The 22,972-nt window shown below is 64.0% G+C and carries 22 protein-coding genes and 1 pseudogene; 10 read left to right on the top strand and 13 right to left on the bottom strand.

What is annotated here, in order from left to right:
- Positions 1-130: 130 nt before the first annotated feature.
- A complete protein-coding gene (locus tag N7E70_RS09450; protein ID WP_263006178.1) occupies positions 131-715 on the top strand; it encodes a TRAP transporter small permease subunit in 585 nt (194 codons plus the stop codon).
- Positions 712-2,478, top strand: a complete 1,767-nt coding sequence (locus tag N7E70_RS09445) for a TRAP transporter large permease (protein WP_263006177.1) — start codon at positions 712-714, stop codon at positions 2,476-2,478. The genes N7E70_RS09450 and N7E70_RS09445 overlap by 4 nt, the downstream gene beginning before the upstream one ends.
- Positions 2,479-2,631: 153 nt before the next feature.
- Here the strand turns inward: N7E70_RS09445 and N7E70_RS09440 are convergent, their stop codons facing one another.
- The 4 genes from N7E70_RS09440 to N7E70_RS09425 all read right to left on the bottom strand — a co-directional run bounded on the left by N7E70_RS09440 (position 2,632) and on the right by N7E70_RS09425 (position 6,390).
- Complete coding sequence (locus tag N7E70_RS09440; RefSeq protein WP_263006176.1) at positions 2,632-3,108, bottom strand: hypothetical protein; 477 nt, start codon at positions 3,106-3,108, stop codon at positions 2,632-2,634.
- 166 nt (positions 3,109-3,274) lie between these two features.
- Entirely contained in the window at positions 3,275-3,484 is a 210-nt protein-coding gene (locus N7E70_RS09435) for a hypothetical protein (protein WP_263006175.1), read from the bottom strand.
- A 502-nt stretch (positions 3,485-3,986) separates the two neighbouring features.
- Positions 3,987-5,096 carry a TRAP transporter substrate-binding protein gene (locus N7E70_RS09430; RefSeq protein ID WP_067958108.1) on the bottom strand — a complete coding sequence of 370 codons (1,110 nt, stop codon included), beginning with the start codon at positions 5,094-5,096 and terminating at the stop codon, positions 3,987-3,989.
- A 184-nt stretch (positions 5,097-5,280) separates the two neighbouring features.
- Positions 5,281-6,390, bottom strand: a complete 1,110-nt coding sequence (locus N7E70_RS09425) for a TRAP transporter substrate-binding protein (protein WP_067958106.1) — start codon at positions 6,388-6,390, stop codon at positions 5,281-5,283.
- Between the two features lie 298 nt (positions 6,391-6,688).
- Here N7E70_RS09425 and N7E70_RS09420 point away from each other — a divergent pair, with 298 nt between their 5' ends.
- Positions 6,689-7,462 carry a gamma-glutamyl-gamma-aminobutyrate hydrolase family protein gene (locus N7E70_RS09420; protein ID WP_067958105.1) on the top strand — a complete coding sequence of 258 codons (774 nt, stop codon included), beginning with the start codon at positions 6,689-6,691 and terminating at the stop codon, positions 7,460-7,462.
- Between the two features lie 31 nt (positions 7,463-7,493).
- Here the strand turns inward: N7E70_RS09420 and N7E70_RS09415 are convergent, their stop codons facing one another.
- The 7 genes and pseudogenes from N7E70_RS09415 to N7E70_RS09385 all read right to left on the bottom strand — a co-directional run bounded on the left by N7E70_RS09415 (position 7,494) and on the right by N7E70_RS09385 (position 13,283).
- On the bottom strand, positions 7,494-8,156 hold the full coding sequence (locus tag N7E70_RS09415) for an outer membrane protein (RefSeq protein WP_263006174.1): 663 nt from the start codon (positions 8,154-8,156) through the stop codon (positions 7,494-7,496).
- A 200-nt stretch (positions 8,157-8,356) separates the two neighbouring features.
- A pseudogene (locus tag N7E70_RS09410) lies at positions 8,357-8,640 on the bottom strand (transcriptional regulator); the annotation flags it as partial.
- A 50-nt stretch (positions 8,641-8,690) separates the two neighbouring features.
- Positions 8,691-9,674, bottom strand: coding sequence for a 2-hydroxyacid dehydrogenase (locus tag N7E70_RS09405; protein ID WP_263006173.1), 984 nt, complete (start codon positions 9,672-9,674; stop codon positions 8,691-8,693).
- The gene (locus N7E70_RS09400) at positions 9,671-10,705 is read right to left on the bottom strand and encodes a LacI family DNA-binding transcriptional regulator (protein WP_067958100.1); all 1,035 of its coding nucleotides are present in this window, start codon (positions 10,703-10,705) and stop codon (positions 9,671-9,673) included. Before N7E70_RS09400 ends, N7E70_RS09405 begins: the two co-directional genes overlap by 4 nt.
- A gap of 64 nt (positions 10,706-10,769) precedes the next feature.
- Complete coding sequence (locus tag N7E70_RS09395; RefSeq protein WP_263006172.1) at positions 10,770-11,708, bottom strand: DMT family transporter; 939 nt, start codon at positions 11,706-11,708, stop codon at positions 10,770-10,772.
- A gap of 132 nt (positions 11,709-11,840) precedes the next feature.
- Positions 11,841-12,353, bottom strand: a complete 513-nt coding sequence (locus N7E70_RS09390) for a MarR family winged helix-turn-helix transcriptional regulator (RefSeq protein WP_067966171.1) — start codon at positions 12,351-12,353, stop codon at positions 11,841-11,843.
- Between the two features lie 198 nt (positions 12,354-12,551).
- Complete coding sequence (locus N7E70_RS09385) at positions 12,552-13,283, bottom strand: intradiol ring-cleavage dioxygenase (RefSeq protein WP_263006171.1); 732 nt, start codon at positions 13,281-13,283, stop codon at positions 12,552-12,554.
- A 184-nt stretch (positions 13,284-13,467) separates the two neighbouring features.
- Between N7E70_RS09385 and N7E70_RS09380 the strand changes: the two genes are divergently transcribed.
- Positions 13,468-14,550 (top strand): CobW family GTP-binding protein, encoded by a 1,083-nt coding sequence (locus tag N7E70_RS09380; protein ID WP_067958095.1) that lies wholly within the window; start codon positions 13,468-13,470, stop codon positions 14,548-14,550.
- A 158-nt stretch (positions 14,551-14,708) separates the two neighbouring features.
- On the top strand, positions 14,709-15,683 hold the full coding sequence (locus tag N7E70_RS09375; protein WP_192314635.1) for a WD40 repeat domain-containing protein: 975 nt from the start codon (positions 14,709-14,711) through the stop codon (positions 15,681-15,683).
- A gap of 62 nt (positions 15,684-15,745) precedes the next feature.
- Here N7E70_RS09375 and N7E70_RS09370 read toward each other — a convergent pair whose 3' ends face one another.
- Positions 15,746-16,198 (bottom strand): hypothetical protein, encoded by a 453-nt coding sequence (locus tag N7E70_RS09370; RefSeq protein WP_067958087.1) that lies wholly within the window; start codon positions 16,196-16,198, stop codon positions 15,746-15,748.
- A gap of 74 nt (positions 16,199-16,272) precedes the next feature.
- On the opposite strand from N7E70_RS09370, the gene N7E70_RS09365 reads away from it, so the two are divergent.
- Complete coding sequence (locus tag N7E70_RS09365) at positions 16,273-16,704, top strand: MarR family winged helix-turn-helix transcriptional regulator (protein ID WP_067958085.1); 432 nt, start codon at positions 16,273-16,275, stop codon at positions 16,702-16,704.
- A gap of 43 nt (positions 16,705-16,747) precedes the next feature.
- On the opposite strand, the gene N7E70_RS09360 is transcribed toward N7E70_RS09365, so the two are convergent.
- Positions 16,748-17,191, bottom strand: coding sequence for a hypothetical protein (locus tag N7E70_RS09360; RefSeq protein WP_269441452.1), 444 nt, complete (start codon positions 17,189-17,191; stop codon positions 16,748-16,750).
- Between the two features lie 160 nt (positions 17,192-17,351).
- Between N7E70_RS09360 and N7E70_RS09355 the strand changes: the two genes are divergently transcribed.
- The 4 genes from N7E70_RS09355 (at position 17,352) to N7E70_RS09340 (ending at position 22,954) form a co-directional block, all read left to right on the top strand.
- Entirely contained in the window at positions 17,352-18,737 is a 1,386-nt protein-coding gene (locus N7E70_RS09355) for an aspartate aminotransferase family protein (protein WP_371818624.1), read from the top strand.
- A gap of 30 nt (positions 18,738-18,767) precedes the next feature.
- Positions 18,768-20,156 carry a glutamine synthetase family protein gene (locus tag N7E70_RS09350; RefSeq protein ID WP_182575207.1) on the top strand — a complete coding sequence of 463 codons (1,389 nt, stop codon included), beginning with the start codon at positions 18,768-18,770 and terminating at the stop codon, positions 20,154-20,156.
- A gap of 111 nt (positions 20,157-20,267) precedes the next feature.
- Positions 20,268-21,506 carry a putative DNA modification/repair radical SAM protein gene (locus tag N7E70_RS09345; RefSeq protein ID WP_263006161.1) on the top strand — a complete coding sequence of 413 codons (1,239 nt, stop codon included), beginning with the start codon at positions 20,268-20,270 and terminating at the stop codon, positions 21,504-21,506.
- Positions 21,503-22,954 carry a UdgX family uracil-DNA binding protein gene (locus N7E70_RS09340; RefSeq protein ID WP_263006160.1) on the top strand — a complete coding sequence of 484 codons (1,452 nt, stop codon included), beginning with the start codon at positions 21,503-21,505 and terminating at the stop codon, positions 22,952-22,954. The genes N7E70_RS09345 and N7E70_RS09340 overlap by 4 nt, the downstream gene beginning before the upstream one ends.
- Positions 22,955-22,972 lie beyond the last annotated feature (18 nt).

Here is a 22,972-nt window from a genome sequence, read left to right as displayed (position 1 = left end):
TCGCAGCAATTGACGAGTACCGCTCGTTATGTTGACGCCGGCCCCATGACCGGCATACCCATGGCATCGGGAGTGCCGAAAAAAGAACGTCGGGGAACAACGGCTGCCCCACACAACCTGGGAGGAATGCATGGCAGGGCTTCTCGCTCTATCCAGAGCCATTGACCGTATCAACGAAGCGATCGGCAAGACGGTGGCGTGGGCGATCCTGCTCGCCATCCTCGTCAGCGCAGGCAATGCGGTGATCCGCAAGGCATTCAACATGTCGTCCAACGCCTGGCTAGAACTGCAGTGGTACCTGTTCGGTGCCGCCTTCATGCTGGCAGCCGCCTACACGCTGAAGCAGAACGAGCACATCCGCATCGACATCGTCTACGGCATGTTCTCGCGCCGGGTGCAGCATTGGATCGACCTGCTTGGTCATATGCTGTTCCTGATGCCCTTCGTCATCCTGATGATCTTCTACTTCATCCCCTATGTCAGCCTGTCGTTCCGTTCCGGCGAGATGTCGTCCAGCGCCGGCGGCCTGATCCTGTGGCCGGCAAAGGCGCTGCTGCTGATGGGCTTCATCCAGCTCGGCCTCCAGGGTATCTCCGAGATCATCAAGAAGATCGCCATCATGCGCGGCGACATGGATGATCCGACCCCGTTCATCTCCGCGCACGAGCAGGCTGAGCTCGAAGGCAAGGCGCTGGCCGACGAGGTACGCTCATGATCGAGTTCATCGCCCAGAACATGGCGCCGATCATGTTCTTCTCGTTGATCGTGTTCATGCTGCTTGGCTACCCGGTCGCATTTTCGCTCGCCGCCAACGGCTTGCTGTTCTTCTTCATCGGCGTCGAACTCGCGCCCTACTCGAATGGCTCGATCAACTTGTCCTGGCCATTGCTCTACGCCCTGCCCGAACGCTTCTGGGGGGTCATGTCGAACGAGACGCTCCTGGCGATCCCGTTCTTCACCTTCATGGGCATCGTGCTTGAGCGATCAGGCATGGCCGAAGACCTGCTCGACACCATTGGTCAGTTGTTCGGACCGATCCGCGGCGGTCTCGCCTATGCCGTCATCTTCGTCGGCGCGCTTCTGGCAGCGACCACCGGCGTGGTGGCCGCCTCGGTCATCGCCATGGGCCTGATATCGCTGCCGATCATGCTGCGCTACGGCTATGACCGGCGCGTCGCGTCGGGCGTCATCGCCGCGTCAGGCACGTTGGCGCAGATCATCCCGCCCTCGCTCGTGCTCATCGTGCTCGCCGACCAGCTCGGTCGCTCGGTGGGCGACATGTACAAGGGCGCGCTCATCCCCGGCCTGGTGCTGACCAGCATGTACATGGGCTACATCCTGCTGATGTCGATCATCCGGCCGAAGTCGATGCCGGCGCTGCCGCTCGATGCCCGTACGCTTGGCCACGGCGTGACCTCGCTGTTTGCGGCATTGGTGCTGGCAGTGGCGATCGCCTATGCAGCACATGTCTATCTGTCGCCAACACATGGCGCCAACGCCGACATCCTCGGCGCCTGCGTCGGTGTCGTCGTCATCTACATCGCGGCCATCCTCGACCGCGGCCTCAAGTTCAACCTGATGTCGCGGCTGGCGCAGCAGGTGATCATCGTGCTGATCCCGCCGCTGGCGCTGATATTCCTCGTGCTCGGCACCATCTTCCTCGGCATCGCCACGCCGACCGAAGGCGGCGCAATGGGCGCTGTGGGCGCGCTGATCATGGCCGCCGCCAAGGGCCGCCTCAGCTTCGCGGTGATCAAGCAGGCGCTGGCCTCCACCACACGGCTGTCGTCCTTCGTGCTGTTCATCCTGATCGGCGCCCGCGTCTTCTCGCTGACCTTCTATGGCGTCAACGGCCATCTCTGGGTCGAACACCTCTTGGTGTCGCTGCCCGGCGGCGAAGTCGGCTTCCTGATCGCCGTCAACGTGCTGGTATTCCTGCTGGCCTTCTTCCTCGACTTCTTCGAGCTGGCCTTCATCATCGTGCCGTTGCTGGCGCCCGCCGCCGACAAGCTCGGCATCGACCTGATCTGGTTCGGTGTGCTGCTCGGCGTCAACATGCAGACCAGCTTCATGCATCCGCCGTTTGGCTTCGCGCTGTTTTACCTGCGTTCGGTGGCGGCGCGCGTGCCTTATCTCGACCGTATCACCGGAAAGAACATCCAACCGGTGACGACGGGCCAGATCTACTGGGGCGCCGTCCCCTTCGTCTGCATCCAGATCATCATGATCGGACTTACCATCGCCTTCCCGCAGATGGTCATGCATTACAAGGGCAAGCAGGTCGATCCGTCGACGATTGAGATCAAGATGCCCGAAATGCCGGGGCTCGGCGGTGGATTGGGCGGCGGCCTCGGCCTGCCTCCGCTCGGCGCGCCTGCCCCGGCCCAGCCAGGGACAGCGCCGGCGCAACCGGGCACCGCCCCGGTTCAACCGGCGGCTCCGGCAAACGATCTGACGAAGCCACCGAGCTTCAACTGATCCTCAAGCAGCAAAAAGGTGCCGAAAGGCGCCTTTTTCTTGCCCCTCCGGCAGGTCAGGCCGACCCGGCTTGCGTAACCAGACGCCCGCCCCGTCGCCGCAGGAAGGCGGCGTCGGCTTCTGAACCGGCAAGGTCGATGCCGACCGCATAGGCTACCGCGGCTTGGCTGAGATGCCCCGTCCGCGACAGAAGCTCGGCGCGCGCCGCATGATAGGACTGGTAGTCCTTGAGTTCGGCCGCGAGCGTATCGAGCGAGCGCGACGCGGCCTCCGGCCATCCCGCTTCCGACAGCGCGACCGCCGGCTGAGGCGCACGACAGCGGTCGGCTCGAGCCGCAGCAGGCTATCATAGAGCAGCACGATCTGCGGCCAGTGGGAGACCTCTCCCTGCACGTGGCAGGCGGCAATCGCCGCCTTGATCGGGTACGGGCCGAGTGCGCGGCGCTGCATCGCCATCTCGATCAGCCCGAGACCTTCGTCGATCTGTGACCGCTTGCATTTGGTCCGGTCCTGGTCGGCCAGCGCGACCGTCACCCCGTTGGCATCGACACGGGCATGGCCTCCGTTGGCCGGGCCGACGGCATAGCCTGAAGTGTAGATGTGGTAGACGATGGCAAGCACTGACTGCAACCGTGTTGCCCATTCGTCAGGCCCCGGCCGCGCGACGGCCTTTGTCCCTACTCGTCTCGGCGTCGAGAATGACGCGCGATCTCCGTCGTCGAAAGGCCGCCGCTGGTCCGCGGCGTGAGTGCGACCTGCGATTTGGTTTCCAGCGCAGGATGGCAGCAGGTGAAGATCAGACGCAGGCGTTCGTCGAGGTTACGTCGGGATCTTCGGCGGTCTCGCCGCGGACCAGCGGCTTGAGGTCATCGACCTTGCGCGCTTCCGACTTGTTCTGCCTGATGCGGTCGACCACCTTGCGATAGGCGGCCTGGAGCCGCCAGCCTTGCGGCGAATGCGGGCACGCCGTTGCGACTCCAGTGCGAAACCGCCGACACCAACGCATCCTGAAAGGCTTCCTCGGCGAGCGGGAAGCTGCCCAGACGGGCGATCAGGGCGGACATCGGCCGCCTTCGGTCGTTACGGACCAGCGCGTCGGGTCGACGTGCCCCTATCCACAGGACAAAGCAGATCGGGATCACGAGAAGTGCGTAGAGGGTAGTCATCGTCAGCGTCATGTCGATGTCATCGTTTGAGTTGCCTATGACCCAAGAACGGAAGCAATCAGGTCGCCGAAAAATGGCCGGTTCGGTACGTTCGGTCACTTCCCTCTCTGTGGAAGCCTGCCCACCGCATCGCGAGAGGACACACGGCAGGACCGCGATGGCACTAGCCGCGCGACCGACGGGTCTAAGACAACCCTTCAAGGGGCGCACGATCTCCGGTCGTCACGGCGTCCTGAACGCAACGGAAAAGCCCGGGGCGTGCAAGGTCCCGGGTTTCGGACGGCTGCTGGCGGCAAACTCTCATTTGCCGTCAGCTCGGCGCAACGGACGCCGTCTCTCGGCTCAGAGCGCCTCGGTGCGCTGCTGGACCATCATGAAGGTGTCAAAGGTGTATTCCGACAGCTGCGCCCAGAGATAGGCGTCCTTGCGGAAGGCGACCTGGCTGTCGAATATCTTCTTGAAGTCGGCATTGCTGGCCGAGATCTCGCCATAGGTCTGGTTCGAGGCCTCGAAGCAGGCCTTCATGACCTCCTGGCTGAACGGCCGCAACTGGGCGCCATTGGCCACCAGCCGGCGAAGTGCCGCCGGGTTCTTGTAGTCATAGGTCGCCATCATGTCGCAATTGGCGGCCTGGCATGCCGAGGTGAGCGCCACCTGGTACGGCTTGGGCAGTTCCTGCCACTTGGCAAGGTTGACCAGGGCATGCAGCGTCGGCCCGCCCTCCCACCAGCCGGGGTAATAGTAGTAGGGCGCAACCTTGTGGAAGCCGAGCTTCTCGTCATCATAGGGACCGACCCACTCGGCGGCGTCGATGGTGCCTTTCTCCAGCGCCGGATAGATGTCGCCGCCGGCAATCTGCTGCGGCACCAGTCCAAGCGTTTCCAGCACCTTGCCGGCGAAGCCGCCGACACGCATCTTGAGGCCCTTGAGATCGGCGACGGTGTTGATCTCCTTACGGTACCAGCCGCCCATCTGGGCCCCGGTGTTGCCACAGGCGAGCCCGTACAGGCCTTGCTTGGCGTAGAACTCGTTGAGCAGGTCGTGGCCGCCGCCGTGGTAGATCCAGGCGTTCATCTGACGGGCGTTGAACATGAAGGGCACAGCCGTCGCAAGCGCAAATGTCGGGTTCTTGCCCCAGTAATAGTAGGACGCGGTGTGGCAGCATTCGACGGTGCCCGCCGCCGCGGCATCGGCCGCCTGCAGTCCGGGAACGATCTCGCCGGCGGCAAACACCTGGATGTTGAAGTTTCCGTCGGTCGCCTCGCGCACGTATCTGGCCATCGTCTCGCCGGCGCCATAGATGGTGTCGAGCGCCTTGGGGAACGACGAGGTGCAGCGCCAGCTAACCTTGGGCAGTGATTGCGCGATTGCCGGTGCTGCAAGCAGCGCGGCGGAAGCGGCTGCGCCCGCGCCGGTAACGCCGGCCTTGCGAATAAAGGATCTGCGGTCCATTCCTGAACTCCCATTGTTGTTGACAGTGAGTGCGTGGAACGGCGCCGGGCCCCTGATTGTTATGATCGGCGCCACCGCACACGTTACACGCGGCAGTAGAAAACGCCACTGGCAGAGCAGGTGTCCGGAAACAAAAAAAGACCCCGGAGCAATGCCCCGGGGCCCTTTCTAAACAGGCGGAAGCTTAGAGCTTGCCGTTGCGCTGCTGGATCATCATGAAGGTGTCGTAGTTGTATTCGGCGATCTGGGCCCACAGATAGTGGTCCTTGCGGAAGCCCTTGATCGAGTCCCAGATCTTCTTGAAAGCCGGATTGCTGGCTTCCATCTCCGCATAGACCTCGTTGGCCTTGTCGAAGCAGGCCGAGAGGATTTCCGGACTGAACGGACGCAGTTGCGCGCCGTTGGCAACCAGGCTCTTCACCGCCGTCGGGTTGAGGAAGTCGTACTTCTGCAGCATGTTCGCGTCCGCAGCCTGGGCAGCCGTGCGCAGCAGTGCCTTGTAGGCTGCCGGCAGTTCGTCGACCTTGGCCTTGTTGAACATGAAATGGACCGTCGGGCCACCTTCCCACCAGCCGGGATAGTAGTAGTAGGGCGCGACCTTCTGGAAGCCGAGCTTCTCGTCGTCATACGGGCCAACCCATTCGGCAGCATCGATGGTGCCCTTTTCGAGCGCCGGATAGATGTCACCGCCGGCGATCTGCTGCGGCACCACGCCGAGCCGCTCGACGACCTTGCCGGCGAAGCCGCCGATGCGCATCTTCAGGCCCTGCAGGTCGGCGACCGTGTTGATCTCCTTGCGGAACCAGCCGCCCATCTGCACGCCGGTGTTGCCGCCGGGCAGACCATAGAGACCCTGGGTCGCCAGGAATTCGTTGAACAGGTCAATGCCGCCGCCATGATAGTGCCAGGCGTTCATGCCGCGTGCGTTGAGCGCAAACGGCACGGCCGCACCCAGCGCCCACGTGGGGTCCTTGCCCCAGTAATAATATGCCACCGTGTGGCAGGCTTCGACCGTACCGGCGGTCGTGGCGTCGGCCGCCTGCAGGCCGGGCACGATTTCGCCGGCAGCGAAAGGCTGGATGGTGAAGTTGCCGTCGGTGGCTTCCGACAGGTGCTTCGACAGGACTTCAGCACCGCCATAGATGGTGTCGAGCGACTTGGGGAAAGACGACGCGAGCCGCCATGTAATCTTGGGATTGGACTGGGCAATCGCCGGTGCCGCGAGCGTCGCAGCGGCCGCGGCCGCTCCCACGCCGGTGGTACCGGCCTTCCTGATAAATGAACGGCGATCCATCAAAATCCTCCCATAGTGGACCGAAAGACATGCGACGCTGGGGAAATATTTGGCCTCCCACCACTCACGCCGACCGCGACAATACACGGCGAAGGGGATGAGTAAAGCACGCCCGAGAGGGCGGAGAAGCTTTGGCCGCGCAAAACGCTGCGGCAGCGCAAGCATCTAAAACTATAGTCTAAGCCCGCCCAGCCTGGCACATACGAGATGTGCAAACTTGTGTTGGAAAAGCGCCTCGGGATCGCCTATTTTGTAGGCAAGGAAACAGCCTGCTTTCCACAAGGATTCGAACCCCATCATGCACCAGCCGCTCGTCGCCGTTTCGTCAGACGTCAAGCAGTTCGAGAACTACACTTGGCATGCGGCGCCTCAGCAATATCTCGAGGCGGCGATCTCGGGCGCCGGGGTGCTGCCCGTGCTGGTGCCCAATTTCGGCGACCGCCTCGACCTCGATGAGCTGCTCTCGTCGGTCGACGGCGTCATGCTGACAGGTTCCAAGTCCAACGTCGATCCTCGCCTCTATGGCGAGGAAGCGACCGAAGCGAATGGCCCCTACGACTTCGCCCGTGACTCGACCACCATGCCGCTGATCCGCAAGGCGATCGAACGCGGCGTGCCGCTGCTCGCCATCTGCCGCGGCATTCAGGAGCTCAACGTGGCGCTCGGCGGTTCGCTCGCCACCGAGATCCAGGAGCGCGAAGGCATTGCCGATCACCGGGCTCCGGTCAGCGACAACCAGGACGAACGCTTCGCCATCCACCAGGTGGCGACCATCAAGCCGGGCAGCTGCCTTGCCGGCGTGTTCGGCCCAGGCGACATCCTGGTCAACTCGGTCCACCGCCAGGCGGTCGAGCGCCTGGGATCGAAGCTTCAGGTCGAGGCCGTAGCGCCTGACGGCACAGTGGAAGCCGTGTCGGTTCGAGACTCGCGTGCCTTCGCGGTCGGCGTGCAATGGCACCCCGAATACTGGGTCAAGTCCGACGACGTCTCGCAACGCATCTTCAAGGCATTTGGCGATGCGGTGCGCGCGCATGCGATCGCCCGGACTGCGGCACGGGCCGCGGCGGAGTAGTCGACTACGTTCCGCCGACGACCGGGTTCGATCAGAACTTGTAGCTGACGCCGAACCGCACTGCCTGGGTCTTGAGCTCGGTGACGTGGTTAAAGCCGCTGTCGGTGGCAGGGTTTTCTGTGAAGCTGCCGAAATCCGTGTAGCGATAGTCGATCCGGGTCGTCCAGTTGCGCGACAGCGCGTACTCCACGCCGCCGCCGACGGTCCAGCCACTCTTGGTGTGCGTCCAGCGGTCGGCGTCGCCATCGTAGGTGGTTTCGATGCGGGCGACGGCGAGTCCGCCTGTTGCGTAAAACAGCGCCGGACCGACCGAATAGCCGAGGCGCGCCCGCAGCGAGCCCTGAACCTCGATCTGGTTCTCCACCAGCCCGGCGTAATCGGATTCGACCGCCCCCTTCGCCCCGGACACCTCGAGATCGGCCTCTGCGCCAACGACCAGCTGGTTGAACGCATGATTGTAGCCGACATGGATGCCGCCCAGGCCGCCGTTGGCGTTCCACGAATCCCGCCAGTCTGTAACCCCGGTTTCACGGCCGACATTGTGGCTGTCGACATCGCCCCAACCGTAGCCGGCCTGGGCTCCGACATAGAAGCCCGACCACCCGAACCCGGGCTCGACGCTCGCGGCATCCGCCGCCATCGCGTTGCCCGCAGCGGCAAGCAGGATTGAAGAAACGAGAAGAATCGACCTCAAGATACACCCCCAAGTAGATATCATGCTGGCGATACATCCTTTTTGATGCAGAGGGAAGACACCCTACGGGGGAGGCTGTACACGTACACAACCTTATGGTGCGCAAGCGCAACATGTAACGACGGTCTAATATGACAGCTTGGAGACGCTTCGGCTGTCCTCACCCACGGGATCGAGGCGCCAGTGTTCCCGATGGGTCGTCAGCAGCCTTGTCCGGACTTTGGCGCGATTGCGTGTTCCTTCGGCTTTCCTGTGGACTGCCTGACATGCAGCTCGGACTTGATCAGTTCCTGCGACGGGCGGCGCGACGGCCGACTTAGCGCACGCCGTTCCAGCGCCGGCGTCACGATCTGCGCTTCCGCAAGGTCATAGCCGATGGCCGAGACGTCGATGCTCGGCACGAGGCCGGCGCGCGCAAGGCCGTCGGGCCGATGGCGACGAGGTCGTGCCAGCAGCAGACGGCAGCCGGCCTGTCCTTCAGCGCCCGGCGCGTCCTGATCGGGGGACAGGTCGATCCCAGCCAGGTTGGCTCAGCTAGATTTTTGCCGTCACATGCCCGGTCTCGGGTACCGGCGTCAGCGCCCGGCGCGCATGTGAAAACCACGAAAAGATGTTGTCGGCCGCAAGGTCGGCCATCGCTTTCCGGGTATGAACTGTGGCGGAGGCCACGTGGGGCAGCAACGTAGCGTTCGGCAAGTCGATGAGGGCCTGCGGCACGTTGGGCTCGTCAGCGAAGACGTCGAGGCCGGCGGCAAGGATCGTGCCTTTCGACAGGGCATCGACAAGCGCTGCCTCATCGACGGTGGCGCCACGGCCGACATTGACGAAAACCCCGTTGGCGCCGAGCGCCTCGAAAATGCCGGCATCGACAATCTTTGCGGTCTGCGGCGTGGCAGGCGCAACCGACACAAGCGTGTCGACAGACAAAGCCAGTTCCTTCAGCGTCGGATGGTAGGCGTACGCCACGCCCTCGACCGGGCGGCGGTTGTGGTAGGCGATCGGCAGTCCGAAAGCTTCGAGCCGGCGGGCGATGGCACGACCGATGCGGCCCATGCCGAAGATGCCGATGCGGCGGCCGCGCAGCGTGCCCGGCGTCAGCCGATAGCCGCCCTCGCTGACCCAGCGCCCGTCGCGCAGCCATGCCTCGGCCCGCGGCAGTTCGCGCACCGTGTTGATGAGCAGGCCGACCGCAGCGTCGGCAACTTCTTCGGTGAGGACATCGGGCGTGTTGGTGACCATGATGCCGCGCAAGCCGGCATGGCGCGCGTCGACACCATCGTAGCCGACGCCGAAATTGGCGATGATCTCGAGATTGGGCAAAGCGTCGATGAACGCCGCATCGACCTGTCCCGCCGAGGCTATGCCACGCACCCTTGCCTTCATCTCCTCTGTCAGCAGCGCGGGATCGCTGGATGCCAGATGGACAAGAGAAAATGCCGACCTGAGTCGCTCGGTGACGCGGGGGTGCAGCAGTCCGGGAATCAGGACTGACGGCGCCTCGATGGCTGGCACAGTCATGTGCGCTCTTTGGGCTTTCCCGTCGACTGCCTGACATGCAGCTCGGGCTTGATCAGTTCCTGCGACGGGCGCACCGACTGGCCGTTGAGCTTGTCGAGAAGCGCGCTTGCCGCTCGACGGCCGACCTCGCGCTGGCCGTTCCACACAGTGGTCAGCGCCGGCGTCGCGATCTGCGCTTCCTCGAGATCGTCGTAGCCGGTGACGGAAACGTCGATGCCCGGCACGAGGCCGGCACGCGCGATGCCGTTCATCAGGCCGATGGCGACGAGGTCGTTCCAGCAGCAAGCTGCGGTCGGCTTGTCCTTCAGCGCCAAGAACTGTCCGGCCGCCTCGAAGCCGCCCTGCTTGGTGCGCGGTCCGGCGATGCGCCAGGTCGGCAGCACTTCCAGGCCCGCCGCTTCCATGGCGTTGAGATAACCCTGATAGCGGTGGCGGCCGGTCGAGGTCTGGTCGGTGCCGCCGATCATGGCGATGCGCTTGTGGCCGAGCGAGATCAGGTGGTTGGTGGCAAGCGCCGTGCCATAGGCGTCGTCGCCGCGAAAAACGGGCACCTCTGCACCTTCGACAGAGCGCGCGATCAACACCGCCGGCAGGCCGTTCTCCTCGGCCATGATGATGTCCTCGGGCGGCGTGCCGATGGCCGGCGACATGATCACGCCATCGGCGCCGAGCTGCAAAAGCGTGTCGACGAAGGTGCGCTGCTTCTCCAGATCGTCATAGTGGTTGGAGAGAATGAAGGTCTGGCGGCTGCGGTCGAGCTCGCTCTCGATGGAGCGCAGGATCTCGGCATAGAACGGATTCATGATGTCGTGGACGACGACGCCCACGATGCCCGAGCGCGAGGTGCGCAAGCTGGCGGCGCGGCGGTTGTAGATGTAGCCAATCTCGCGGGCATGCTGCTTGATACGATCACGGGTGACGTCGGCGACAAGAGGGCTGTCGCGCAGCGCAAGCGACACGGTCGCGGTCGAAACGCCGAGCGCGTCGGCTATCGTCGAAAGCTTGATCTTCTGAGCCAGCGGGCCCTCCATCCGCAAGCGTGAACGGACGGTCTTTTAAACCGTTTAAAGCCGTATGCCATTGTTCAACGGCAAATCAAAGCTTTTTTGCCAGCTCTTCGGTTTCGGCACTCGGCGCGGCGCGGTTCCGGACCCTCAGCGTGTGCTCGCGGTGGATGATGTAGAGGCCGCTGGCAACGATGATCGCGGCACCGGCAAGCGTCCAGCGGTCGGGCAACTGGTCGAACACCAGCCAGCCCAGGATGATCATCCAGACCATCTGCAGATAGGGGTAAGGCGCAAGGGCCGTGGCGGAGGCGCGCTGGTAGGCCTTGATCAGCAGCCAGTGGCCGAAGCCGCCGAAGACGCCGAGCCCGAACAACACCAGCCAGTCATAAAGATGTGCCGGCAGCGAACCGGCGAGCGGCACGGCCGGCAGCATGAAGAGCGCAGGAACCACTGCCGAATAGAGGATCAGGCTCTCGGCCGTCTCGCGCCTGCCCATCTGGCGCGTCATGATGGTGTAGAGCGACGAGCTCAGCATGGCGCAGAGCGAAAAGATGTGCCCCATGTCGAAGCCGCCGAAGCCCGGCCGGGTGATGACGAGCACGCCGATGAAGCCGACGAAGACCGCGAGCCATCGCCGCCAGCCGGCCCATTCGCCAAGCAGCGGCCCGGCAAGGGCGGTGATGACCATCGGGCTGGCGAAGTTGATCGACACGGTTTCGGCCAGTTGCAGGGTCTGCAGCGCGAGGAAATTGAAGATCGTCGAGCCGAACATGAAGACGGCGCGCAGGATCTGCAGCCACAGGCTCTGCGGCACCAGCCGCTCCGGCCGCTCCCAGGCCTTGAACAGCACGAGCACGATCAGCGCATGCACGGCAAAGCGCACCCAGGTGACGAAGGGTGCCGCCATGCCTGATGTGACGAGATGCTTGGCGCTGGTGTCGAGGAAGGAAAACACCAGGCCCGAGGCAAATATCAGCAGGATCGCCGATGATGGCGTTGCGGTTTCTGCTGGTTTTTGAGGAGACACGCTGGCAGGCCGGGCAAATGACTAGGGATGCTTGGCTATTGCGCCTATCGCGGCTGCCCGGCAAGGCAAAAGACAGTGGACCAGGCTATTTTCCATCCCGGATACCGGGATGGAATGTCTCTGCCGTGACGGTTACTCCGCCGCTTCGGCTTCCACTTCGGGCTCGACCTCGGTCGTGCCCTCGACGTCGGCGGCAGCCTCGTCGTCGATCAGGGTCAGGTCGGACAGGTTGGCCTCGATGCGCAGAAGGAGCTTGGAAAGCTGCTTGACGTCCTTCTTGTCAAAACCTTTGAGCGCTTGCTTTTCGGTCTTCTTGACCGACTTTTCGACGGCGCGGATGGCGTCACGGCCGGTCTCGGTGAGGAAGATGTGGGCCTGGCGGGCGTCGGTGTCCGATGCGCGCTTTTCCAGGAATCCCTGGGCCTGCAGCCGGTTGATGGTCTTGGTGATGGTCGGCGGCCGCACGCCGAGGCGCGAAGCGAGCTGGCCGGGGGTCTGGCCGTCGTCATCGTGCAGCGACAGCATGATCTGGTCCTGGCCGGCATAAAAGCCATGCGCCAGAAGCCGTGCGGCCAGCGAGGTGCGCGCCAGTCGGGCGACCTGGTGAAGCCGGCTCATCGCCGCGCCTTTGTTGGACTTGGACATCCGCATCTCCTGCGCCACGCCTCGTACCGTGATGGCCGAGAATAGTTGCTGCGTGGCCCTTTGCAATCGACCGCACGGGAGATTGTTGCCTGCTCGTTTTGCCGGCAACCGACCACCCGCACGAGCGCTCTGTGCCAGACGCATGTTACAGTTCGATGACAAATACGCTTCGCCGGCAAATCTTCCGGTCGATAGACGTCATCCTGCCCGTCTTACGGCAACGATCATCAGCGCCTCGTAGGCGGATGCGGCTTCGCGCACCGTGCTCTGCACGCCGGAACCGGCGCGGCGCAGGATGCCGTCGTCGGCGTTCATCGTGTCGCGTTGTCCGCCACGCTGATTGTAGGGCGCCCTGGTCGAGAAGATCTGCTCGCTGAGATCGTCGGGAAAGAACATCTGCCCGGTCATGGCCCTGCCCTCCTCCGGAAACGCCTTGAAGTGGATGTGGGTGGTGCGACCGCGGTACCAGCCGGGATAGATGGTCTGGAAAGTCGCGATGCCGGCCGTGTCGGCCCGCTGCCAGCCGCGCAGGAATTTTTCGCCTGACGTATCGACGTCGCGATTGTCGCCCTGGCCGGGATAGCCGGAATAGTGCCCCGTCGCGTCGCAGTGCCATAGATCGACGCGCGCGCCCTCGATCGGGTTGCATGCTTCATCGACGATCTGCAGGCGCACGGTGAGGTCGACACCCTCACGACTTTCGGTGATTTCGCTGCGTTCAAGCTCCGGGTCGAAATAATAAGGCCCTTCGGTGGTTTCAGGCGTGATCGAGCAGACGCCGGCTTCCGGCAAGAGCAGCGAGCTCGCTTGCGGCGAGGCTTGCTGCGCAAACAGCTGCACCGGCACGAGCGCGCTGCCGCCCGCCGTCACCGCAATCAGGCCAAGCGCCCGGCGGCGGTTGAGTGTGCTGGGGAAAGGTGCCTTGCGCATGGCTGGGTGTCTCCACGAATGGGTCGGCAAGCCCCTTGCCTGACCGTCAATCTAGGTGCGGTCGCACCTCGCTCCCAATGAAACTTCCGTAATGTTCATCAGGTGGCGCCATGATGCCGTTTGAGACGTGCAAAAGCTTGGCCGGCATCCTATATGAGGCCTCTATTCGATCCCGAGGACGACCATGACCGAAACCCAGACCCAAATCCCCGTCACCGTGCTGACCGGCTATCTCGGTTCCGGCAAGACGACGCTACTCAATCGCATCCTGTCCGAGAACCATGGCAAGCGATATGCGGTCATCGTCAACGAATTCGGCGAGATCGGCATCGACAACGACCTGATCGTAGAATCCGACGAGGAAATCTACGAGATGAACAATGGCTGCGTCTGTTGCACAGTCCGCGGCGACCTGATCCGCGTCGTCGAAGGCCTGATGCGCCGCCCGGGCCGTTTCGACGCCATCGTCGTCGAGACCACCGGCCTCGCCGACCCGGTGCCGGTCGCCCAGACCTTTTTCATGGACGACGACGTCCGCTCCAAGACCAAGCTCGACGCGGTCGTGGCGCTCGTCGATGCCAAGCACCTGCCGCTGCGCCTCAAGGACAGCCGCGAGGCAGAAGACCAGATCGCCTTCGCCGACGTCGTCGTGCTGAACAAGACCGACCTGGTTACATCAGACGAGCTGCGCGACGTCGAGGCTGCCGTGCGCGCCATCAACCCGTCCGCCAGGATCCATCGCACCACCCGCGCCGGCGTGGCGCTCGACCAGGTGCTCGACCGCGGCGCCTTCGACCTGAAGCGCGTGCTGGCCGACGACCCGCATTTCCTCGACGCCCATGATCATGACCACCACCACGATCATGAATGCGGCCCGAACTGCGACCATGACCACCATCATCACCACCACGATCATGACCATCATGATCACGACCACCACGAGCATGGCGCGGTGTCGCCGATCCACGACGTGACGGTGCAGTCGGTATCGCTGCGCGGCGGCGAGATGGATTCCAAGAAGTTCTTCCCCTGGATCGAGAAGATCACCCAGATGGAAGGCCCCAACATCCTGCGCCTCAAGGGCATCATCGCCATCAAGGACGATCCGGACCGCTACGTCATCCAGGGTGTGCACATGATCATCGAAGGCGACCACCAGCGTGCCTGGAAGGACGACGAAAAGCACGAGAGCCGGCTGGTGTTCATCGGCCGCGAACTCGACGCCGAGCGCCTGAAGCGCAGCTTCGAGGCTTGCCAGGCAGCCTAGCCATCGGAAAACCCACGGCCCTCGATGTATCGGGAGCCGGTCGCTTGCCTCGCCTCAGATGCGAGCTGAGCGCCAGCGTCGACCCAGTGTCGAAGTTGACGCTTGCTCACCCTGTCCTTAGGGGTGAGGACAAATCAGCACCGGAAGTTTTACAGCCCATGCCGACAGTCGCCCCGCTTGATCTCGACGGACATTGCGTCACTGCAAGCTTCCTCGACGACATTCCCTTCTTTGCGCTTGCCGACGGCATGGTGCACTGGCTCGACCATGGCCAGAAGTCGGTCAGGCTGCATGACGGGCTGCTGTCGGCGACGACGACGGCCAAAAACGACCTGATGATCTCGGGCGGCGAAGACGGCAAGGTGATGACGCTGACCTCGGCCGGCGTTACGGCTGAACTGGCGAGCGTCGGCAAGAAGTGGGTGACGTCGGTCGCTTCAGGCCCGCAGGGAGCCGTGGCTTACGCCAGCGGCCGCAATGCCTGGGTGCGCTTCGCCGACGGCAAGACCAAGGAGTTCGCCCACCCGCGCTCGGTCGAGGGCGTGGCCTTTTCGCCGAAGGGCATGCGCATCGGCGTTGCCCGCTACAATGGCGCGACGCTGCATTTCCCCGCCGCCGACGGCACGCCGACCGAACTGCAATGGGACGGTGCGCATACCGGCATCACGTTTTCGCCCGACGGCGCATTCCTGGTGACCACCATGCAGGAAAACGCCCTGCACGGCTGGAAACTCGTCGATGCCAAGCACATGCGCATGACCGGCTATCCCGCCAAGGTGAAGAGCCTGTCGTGGAGCGCCAAGGGCAAATGGCTGGCCAGCTCCGGCGCGCCGGCGGCGATCGTCTGGCCCTTCACAGGCAAGGACGGCCCGATGGGCAAGGCGCCGCTGGAACTCGGCACGCGCGGCAACACCATGGTGACCTCGGTTGCCTGCCATCCGAGCGAAGACATCGTCGCCATCGGCTATGAAGACGGCATGGTGCTGGCGGTCCGTTTTGCCGACGCCAAGGAAGTGCTGCTGCGCCGCCCCGGCAAGGGCGCCATCACCTCGATGGCCTGGGACAAGGAAGAACGCCGTCTCGCCTTTGGCAGCGCCGCCGGCGATTGCGGCGTCATCGACATCACCGGCTAGCACAATTCCAGGGAGAGACGTGAAGCGGCTTTTCCTGGAATGATGCGGATTCCGCGCGAAACTCAGCCGGCGCGTACAGCCCCCGCCGGCTTGCGCCGCAGTGCCAAGCCGTCGCGCATATTGAGCGACAGAAGCGCAATGTTGAGGGCTCCGGCCGCCAGCTCCAGTGTCTGCACGATGATGAAGGCCGTATCGAAACGGCCTTCCGCCGCCCAGCCGGCAAGTACATAGGCCGACGGCAGCAGCACCAGCAGGCCATTGGCGGCGATGATGCGCATGCGCCGCTTCTTGTGCTGGACGCCAGGGCGCCTCCAGCCCTTGCCGAGCGAGAATCCCGTGCCACCGGCAATGATCATCGCCGGGATGAGCACCACCATGCCGGCGAGAATTACGGCCTTTGCCGTGGCGATGATCTCGGCGTTGGCGGTCAGTTCAGCGGCAATTGTGGCAATCCAGAAACAGCTGACAGTGAGCAAGGCAACCCCGCCGGCCGCGGCATGAAGTTTCGCTTTCATCGTCGAATCTCCAGTTTACATAGCAAGCTATATATCGTTGCATAGCATGCTATTCAACAGCTATTCCTCGCGGCATGGCTTTTCAGAAAGAACGCTCCGCCGGATATCTCGCCAACCAGATGGCACGCCTGTTCGCCAAGGGCCTGCACGAGCGCATCCGCCCCCTCGACCTGGCGCCGGCGCAGTTCATGACGCTGCTGGCATTGTGGGACGAAGATGGGCTGACGCAGATCGAACTGGTGCGGCGCCTCGACGTCGAACAAGCGACGATGGCCAATACCCTGACCAGGATGGAGCGTGATGGGCTGATCGAACGGCGCGCCAACCCGGAGGACGGGCGCTCGCAGGCAATCCACCTGACGCCAAGGGCAAAGGCGCTTCGCGACCCGGCCACGGCTGCCGCCCGCGCCCAGAACGCAGCTGCCCTGGCGGACTTTTCCGAGGAGGAACGGGAAACCTTCCTGGCACTGATGCGGCGCGCCATCGCCGCCATGCACAAGGATTGAGCGCAGGCCCGCGCGGCGAACGCGCCGGCCGATCCGGAAGGGACTATTCGACCAGGCAGGTGGCGCGGCCGGTAAGATTGTAGGTCTTGCCGTCGCCGCCGGTGGCATCCGTCATGTCGAACACGGTGACCGAATATTGGCCGATATAGTCGCCTTCGTCGCCTGATTTGGTCCGGACCGTGATCTCGACATAACCATGCGGTTTGTCGGCCTCGCGCTCGCGGTAGACGACCATGCGCAATTCCTCGCCGTCGAGCCAGTATTGCGCGAGGTGGTCGCGTTCGAAGCTCATCTTGCGCAGGTCCAGCGAAATCGCCTTGTCGGAAATCTCGATCTCGCCGCGGAAATTGAACACCGGGCTGCCCATGCCACGAGTGACGCCACTCTCGATGGTCAGCTTCACTGCCTCATCCTTGGCACCGCATGAGAGCCCGCCAGAGGCACCGGCCGGGCCCGCCGCAAGCAGGATCGACATGGCAGTCATCATAGCACGCATCGCTCATCACCCCCAAAGCACAGTGTCATGATCGCCATTGCGATCGATGGGTCAAGATGGCCGCGCTGAGCCAACAGAGACCCTTGCAACGGCCAGTTGCCGTTTGTGGGAACGGCTGGCTAGAGTGGCGCCCGTCTGTCCAATGGGAGCCATGATGAACCGTATCGAACGACCTGAAGCCACCGAAGGCGGCGTGCCTTTGTCGCGCATCGCCGAACTTGCAGCGACGGAGGCGGACATCTTCCGCCGCGCCCGCCCAAAATCGGAGGCCGCGGTGGGCAACGGCATGGCCGGGTTCTTCAACGGCGTCCCGATGCACTGGATGAAAGACTGGCCGACGCCCTTCCCCATCCTGGTCGACAAGGCGAGCGGCGCCACGATCACCGACATCGACGGCATCAGGCTGGCCGACTTCTGCCTTGGCGATACCGGCTCGATGTTCGGTCATTCACCGGCACCCGTCGCCCGTGCGATTCGCCGGCAGGCGGCCCGCGGCCTGACCTACATGCTGCCGTCGGAGGATTCGCTCACGCTCGGCCTGCTGCTGGCAAGGCGCTTCGGCCTGCCGCATTGGCAGATCGCGACGACAGCCACCGACGCCAACCGCTTCGCCCTGCGGGTCGCCCGCGCCATCACCGGCCGCGACAAGATCCTCGTCTTCAACGGCTGTTACCACGGCTCGGTCGACGAGACGATGGTGCGGCTCGACGGCGGCAAGCCGATCAACCGCCCGGGACTATCAGGCGAGTTCCGCGATCTCACCCAGCGCACCCGCATCGTAGAGTTCAACGATCTTGCGGCGCTGGAGAAGGCGCTGAGCCATGGCGACGTCGCCTGCGTCATATCAGAGCCGGTGCTGACCAATTCCTGCATGGTGCTGCCCGAGCCGGGCTTCCTCGAAGGCGTGCGCACGCTGACGCGGCAAGCCGGCACGCTGCTCCTGATCGACGAGACCCACACCATCTCGACCGGCCCCGGCGGCTATACAAGCAAGCACAATCTCGACCCCGACCTGTTCGTGCTCGGCAAGCCCGTCGCTGGCGGCGTGCCGGCCAGTGTCTGGGGCATGAGCGAGGAGGTCGCCGCCCGCTACGCCGCCTACAATGCCACCAAGGAGCCGGGCTATTCCGGCATGGGCACGACGCTGTCGGCCAATCCTCTGCAGTTCGCGGCGATGCGCGCCACGCTCGAAGAGGTGATGACGGAGGCGGCCTACGCCCACATGGAAAAGCTGGCCGAACGGCTGGCCACGGGGCTCGACAAGGCGATCCGAAAACGGAAACTGCCTTGGCACGTGATGCGCGTCGGCGCCCGCGTCGAATTCATCTTCGCCCCCGGTCCGCTGCGCAATGGTGGCGAGGCCGAGCATGCCCACGCCTCCCGGCTGGAGGCTGCCATGCATGTGGCGCTGGTCAATCGCGGTGTCCTGATCGCGCCGTTCCACAACATGATGCTGGTCTCGCCGGTGACGACAGCGCGGCAGGTCGACAAGCTGATCGCAGCTTTCGACGACATTGCCGCCCGTCTTGCGGTATGAGACAAGGCAGAAGGACAATCGAGTGACATCATGACATCACCTTCCGGCTCGACCGTCGACGAAGCGAGAGCCTTCCTCGACGCGAACCCCGACATCGAAGCCTTCGATATCGTGCTGACGGACGCCAATGGCGTCGGCCGCGGCAAGATCATCCGCCGCCACGAACTGATGGGACTTTACGAAGGCGGGCGCCACCTGCCCATCTCCATCCTCGGCCTCGACATCACTGGCGAGGACGTCCACGAGACCGGGCTGATCTGGGATTCCGGCGATGGCGACCTCCGCGCCTGGCCGATACCTGGCACGCTGAAGCCTTTGCATGGCACCAGCCCCGCCCGCGGCCAGGTGCTGATGTCGATGTTCCATCTCGACGGCGCGCCAATGACTTCGGACCCTCGTCTGGCGCTGAAGCGACAGGTCGACAGGCTGGCTGAAAAGGGCCTCTATCCTGCCGGCGCCTTCGAGCTCGAGTTCTTCCTGCTCGCCAACGAGCGCGACAGCGACGGCAAGGTCCAGCCGGCCCGCGCCGTGCTCGATGGCCGCGCCTCCGGCAAGACCGAGGTCTATTCGGTCGATCACCTGCATGGCATGGAGCCGCTGTTCTCCGACATCTATGCCGCCGCAAAAGTGCAAGGCATCCCGGCCGAGACCGTGATCTCGGAATATGCGCCGGGTCAGTACGAACTCACCTTGCGCTACCGCAAGGACGTGATGCAGGCGGCCGACGACCTGTTGATGCTGAAGCGCCTGGTGCGTGCCCAGGCCCGCCGCCATGGCGTCACTGCCTGCTTCATGGCCAAGCCGATCGAGAAATATGCCGGTTCGGGCATGCATTTTCACGTCTCTCTGCTCGACAGCGACGGCAACAACGTCTTCACCGAGGCCGCGGAAGGCACCTGGGAGCCGAAGCTGCTGCATGCGCTCGGCGGCCTCGCCGAGACGATGGCGGAATCGATGCTGGTGTTTGCGCCGCATGCCAACTCGTGGCGTCGCTTCGTCTCCCAGTCCTACGCACCGGTGGCCCCCACCTGGGGCGTCAACAACCGCTCGGTGGCGCTGCGCGTACCGGCGGGCGACGCCAGGAACCGCCGCATCGAGCACCGTCCCTCCGGCGTCGACGCCAACCCCTATCTCGTCGCCGCGACCATCCTCGCCGGCATCTCGAAGGGGCTGGAGGAGCAGCTCGATCCTGGCCCGGAAACGTCTGGCAACGGCTACGAACAGGCCGAAGGTACTGAAAGCGTGATGCCACCGGACTGGCGCTCGGCGATCGAGGCGGCGAAAGCGTCGGAGTTTCTCCGTGAGGCGCTGGGCCACGACCTGCACCGCACGTTTACGGCGATCAAGGAAAGCGAATATTTCCGCGTCGCCCGCACGGTGAGCGAGCTCGACTACCACCTTTATCTGCACGAGGTGTGATCCCCGGGAATGGCGGTTGATCCGCCATCCACTCCAGACGCGTCGTTCACAATTTGCCGCATCACAGCGAACCCTCTGGCCTTGGCAGCAAAAAGAACATAGCATGAACAAATGGCAGTTCTTTCGACCCGCGAGAAACTCGCGATCCTTTCCGACGCCGCGAAGTATGACGCTTCCTGCGCCTCGTCAGGCGCCGGCGGGCGCGACTCGCTCAAGTCTGGCGGCATCGGCTCGACCGAGGGCATGGGCATCTGCCACTCCTACGCCCCCGACGGCCGCTGCATCTCGCTGCTCAAGATCCTGCTGACCAATTTCTGCATCTACGACTGCAGCTACTGCATCAACCGTTCGTCCTCCAATGTCCGCCGCGCCCGCTTCACGGTCGACGAAGTGGTGCGGCTGACCATGGATTTTTACAAGCGCAATTACATCGAGGGATTGTTCCTCTCGTCAGGCGTCATTCGCTCGCCCGACGAGACCATGACGGAGATGGTGGAGGTGGCGCGGCGGCTGAGGCTCGACGAGAAATTCGCAGGCTACATCCATCTCAAGACCATCCCCGAGGCGTCTGCCGAGCTGATCGAGAAGGCAGGCCTCTATGCCGATCGCCTGTCGATAAATGTCGAACTGCCGACCGATGAGGGCGTGAAGCGGCTGGCGCCGGAAAAACGGCCGGAGACGATCCGCGTCTCGATGGCAAAGCTGCGTTCGAAGATCGAGGAGAAGGCGGAACCGACGCTGAGGACGAAGACTCGCGAGCGTTTTGCACCGGGCGGGCAGTCGACGCAGATGATCGTCGGCGCCGACGCCACTTCAGATGCCCGCATCCTCAAGACCAGCGCCCGGCTCTATGGCAGCTACCAGTTGCGCCGCGTCTACTATTCCGCCTTCAGCCCGATCCCCGACGCCTCCTCTGCCCTGCCCCTGAGGAAGCCGCCGCTGATGCGCGAACACCGGCTCTACCAGGCAGATTGGCTGATGCGCTTCTACGGCTTTGAACAGGGCGAGATCCTCGACGGCACGCCTGACGGCATGCTCGACCTGGAGATCGACCCCAAGCTCGCCTGGGCGCTGCGCAACCGCGCCTCCTTTCCCCTCGACGTCAACCGCGCCGACAAGGAGAGGCTGCTGCGCATCCCGGGCCTCGGCACGCGCGCAGTGGAGCGTATCCTGGAGACCCGCCGCTTCAAGCGGTTGCGGCTCGATGACGTTGGCCGTCTTTGCCAATCCATCACCAAGGTCCGCCCGTTCATCGTCGCCGACGGCTGGTCGCCGGGCGCCGCCACCGACGCTGCACGGCTGCGCGAGGCGATTGCGCCGAAGCCGCGGCAACTCGAGCTGTTCCGATGACCGGCCAACCCGCCTTCCCACTGGCCGCCTACGCCGTGCATCTCGCCGGCCCGACCGACTTCGACGGCTGGCGCGATGCGGCACGCAGGCTGAGCACCAACGAGGTGAAGCCCGAGGACATCGAATGGCATGTCGGCGGCGAAGGGGACGAGCTGCCGGCGCCGACCCCGGGCGTCGAACTCAGGGTCTCCCGAGATTTCATCGAGCGCGCGGCCATCGTCACCTGCCATTCCGACAGCGAACGTTTCGCACTGCTCTATCGGCTGCTGTGGCGGCAGCGCAGCGAGCCTCATTTGCTCCGCATCGCCTCCGACCCCGACGTGCGCCGCTTCGAGGCGATGGAAAAGTCGGTCAGGCGCGACGAGCACAAGATGCATGCCTTCGTCCGTTTCCGGAAGATCGGCGACGGTGACGAAGAGCGCTTCGTCGCCTGGTTCGAGCCTGACCACTTCATCCTCGAATTGGCAGCACCGTTCTTCGTGCGTCGCTTTACCGGCATGCACTGGGCGATCCTGACGCCACGCGGCTCGGCTGAATGGGACCGCGAAAGACTGGCGCTAGGCCCCGGCGCTTCGAAGGATGATGCGCCCGCTGCCGACCAGTCGGAGGAGATGTGGCGGACCTATTTCGCCAGCATCTTCAATCCCGCCCGCCTCAAGGTGAAGGCGATGCAGGCGGAGATGCCCAAGAAGTATTGGCGGAACCTTCCCGAGGCGTCGCTCATTCCGGAGCTGATATCAGGCGCCGACGCGGCTGCCCGGGAGATGATCGCGAGGATGCCGACGATGCCCGCAGCGCATCACCAGGCGATACAAGCCAGACACTGGCCGGCTTTGGAGCCGTCGCCGGAGACAGAGGCGCATTCGATCGACGCTCTGCGCCAGCAAGCAAGCCAGTGCCGGCGCTGTCCGCTGTGGAGCGAGGCGACGCAGACGGTGTTCGGCGAGGGTTCTGACAATGCCGAACTGGTGTTTGTCGGCGAGCAGCCCGGTGACCAGGAGGACCTACAGGGCCGGCCATTCGTCGGCCCGGCCGGCAAGATCTTCGACGCGGTGCTCGGCGAAGCCGGCATCGAGCGGACGGCAGTCTACGTCACCAATGCCGTCAAGCATTTCAAGTTCGAACCGCGCGGCAAGCGTCGCATCCACAGCAAGCCCAATGCCGGCGAGGTGCAGGCTTGCCGCTGGTGGCTGGCGCAGGAGGTGACGCTGCTAAAGCCGAAGCTGATGGTGGCGCTCGGCGCGACCGCGGCCCAGTCGCTGCTGGAGGCGCCGGTGGCGATCACCAAACAGCGCGGGCAGACCATCAAACGCGACGACGGCCTCGCCGTTTTCCTGACGATCCACCCGTCCTACATCCTGCGCATCCGCGACCCGCAGGAGGCGGCAGCCGAGCGCGCCCGCTTCGTCGCCGACATCAGGACGGTGCGCGCGATGATGGCTGGCTAACGCAAGGCCAAGACCCGT

The organism is Aminobacter sp. NyZ550, from assembly GCF_025628925.2.
GTDB classification, from domain to species: domain Bacteria; phylum Pseudomonadota; class Alphaproteobacteria; order Rhizobiales; family Rhizobiaceae; genus Aminobacter; species Aminobacter ciceronei.
Note: the sequence above shows the minus strand (reverse complement) of the source record. Positions and strands in the feature narration are given on the sequence as shown.

Coding starts and splice junctions, on each gene's coding strand:
- N7E70_RS09450 (WP_263006178.1), top strand. CDS start 131: ATGGCAGGGCTTCTCGCTCTATCCAGAGCCATTGACCGTATCAACGAA.
- N7E70_RS09445 (WP_263006177.1), top strand. CDS start 712: ATGATCGAGTTCATCGCCCAGAACATGGCGCCGATCATGTTCTTCTCG.
- N7E70_RS09435 (WP_263006175.1), bottom strand. CDS start 3,484: ATGCGTTGGTGTCGGCGGTTTCGCACTGGAGTCGCAACGGCGTGCCCG.
- N7E70_RS09430 (WP_067958108.1), bottom strand. CDS start 5,096: ATGGACCGCAGATCCTTTATTCGCAAGGCCGGCGTTACCGGCGCGGGC.
- N7E70_RS09425 (WP_067958106.1), bottom strand. CDS start 6,390: ATGGATCGCCGTTCATTTATCAGGAAGGCCGGTACCACCGGCGTGGGA.
- N7E70_RS09420 (WP_067958105.1), top strand. CDS start 6,689: ATGCACCAGCCGCTCGTCGCCGTTTCGTCAGACGTCAAGCAGTTCGAG.
- N7E70_RS09405 (WP_263006173.1), bottom strand. CDS start 9,674: ATGACTGTGCCAGCCATCGAGGCGCCGTCAGTCCTGATTCCCGGACTG.
- N7E70_RS09400 (WP_067958100.1), bottom strand. CDS start 10,705: ATGGAGGGCCCGCTGGCTCAGAAGATCAAGCTTTCGACGATAGCCGAC.
- N7E70_RS09390 (WP_067966171.1), bottom strand. CDS start 12,353: ATGTCCAAGTCCAACAAAGGCGCGGCGATGAGCCGGCTTCACCAGGTC.
- N7E70_RS09385 (WP_263006171.1), bottom strand. CDS start 13,283: ATGCGCAAGGCACCTTTCCCCAGCACACTCAACCGCCGCCGGGCGCTT.
- N7E70_RS09380 (WP_067958095.1), top strand. CDS start 13,468: ATGACCGAAACCCAGACCCAAATCCCCGTCACCGTGCTGACCGGCTAT.
- N7E70_RS09375 (WP_192314635.1), top strand. CDS start 14,709: ATGCCGACAGTCGCCCCGCTTGATCTCGACGGACATTGCGTCACTGCA.
- N7E70_RS09370 (WP_067958087.1), bottom strand. CDS start 16,198: ATGAAAGCGAAACTTCATGCCGCGGCCGGCGGGGTTGCCTTGCTCACT.
- N7E70_RS09365 (WP_067958085.1), top strand. CDS start 16,273: ATGGCTTTTCAGAAAGAACGCTCCGCCGGATATCTCGCCAACCAGATG.
- N7E70_RS09360 (WP_269441452.1), bottom strand. CDS start 17,191: ATGATGACTGCCATGTCGATCCTGCTTGCGGCGGGCCCGGCCGGTGCC.
- N7E70_RS09355 (WP_371818624.1), top strand. CDS start 17,352: ATGATGAACCGTATCGAACGACCTGAAGCCACCGAAGGCGGCGTGCCT.
- N7E70_RS09350 (WP_182575207.1), top strand. CDS start 18,768: ATGACATCACCTTCCGGCTCGACCGTCGACGAAGCGAGAGCCTTCCTC.
- N7E70_RS09345 (WP_263006161.1), top strand. CDS start 20,268: ATGGCAGTTCTTTCGACCCGCGAGAAACTCGCGATCCTTTCCGACGCC.
- N7E70_RS09340 (WP_263006160.1), top strand. CDS start 21,503: ATGACCGGCCAACCCGCCTTCCCACTGGCCGCCTACGCCGTGCATCTC.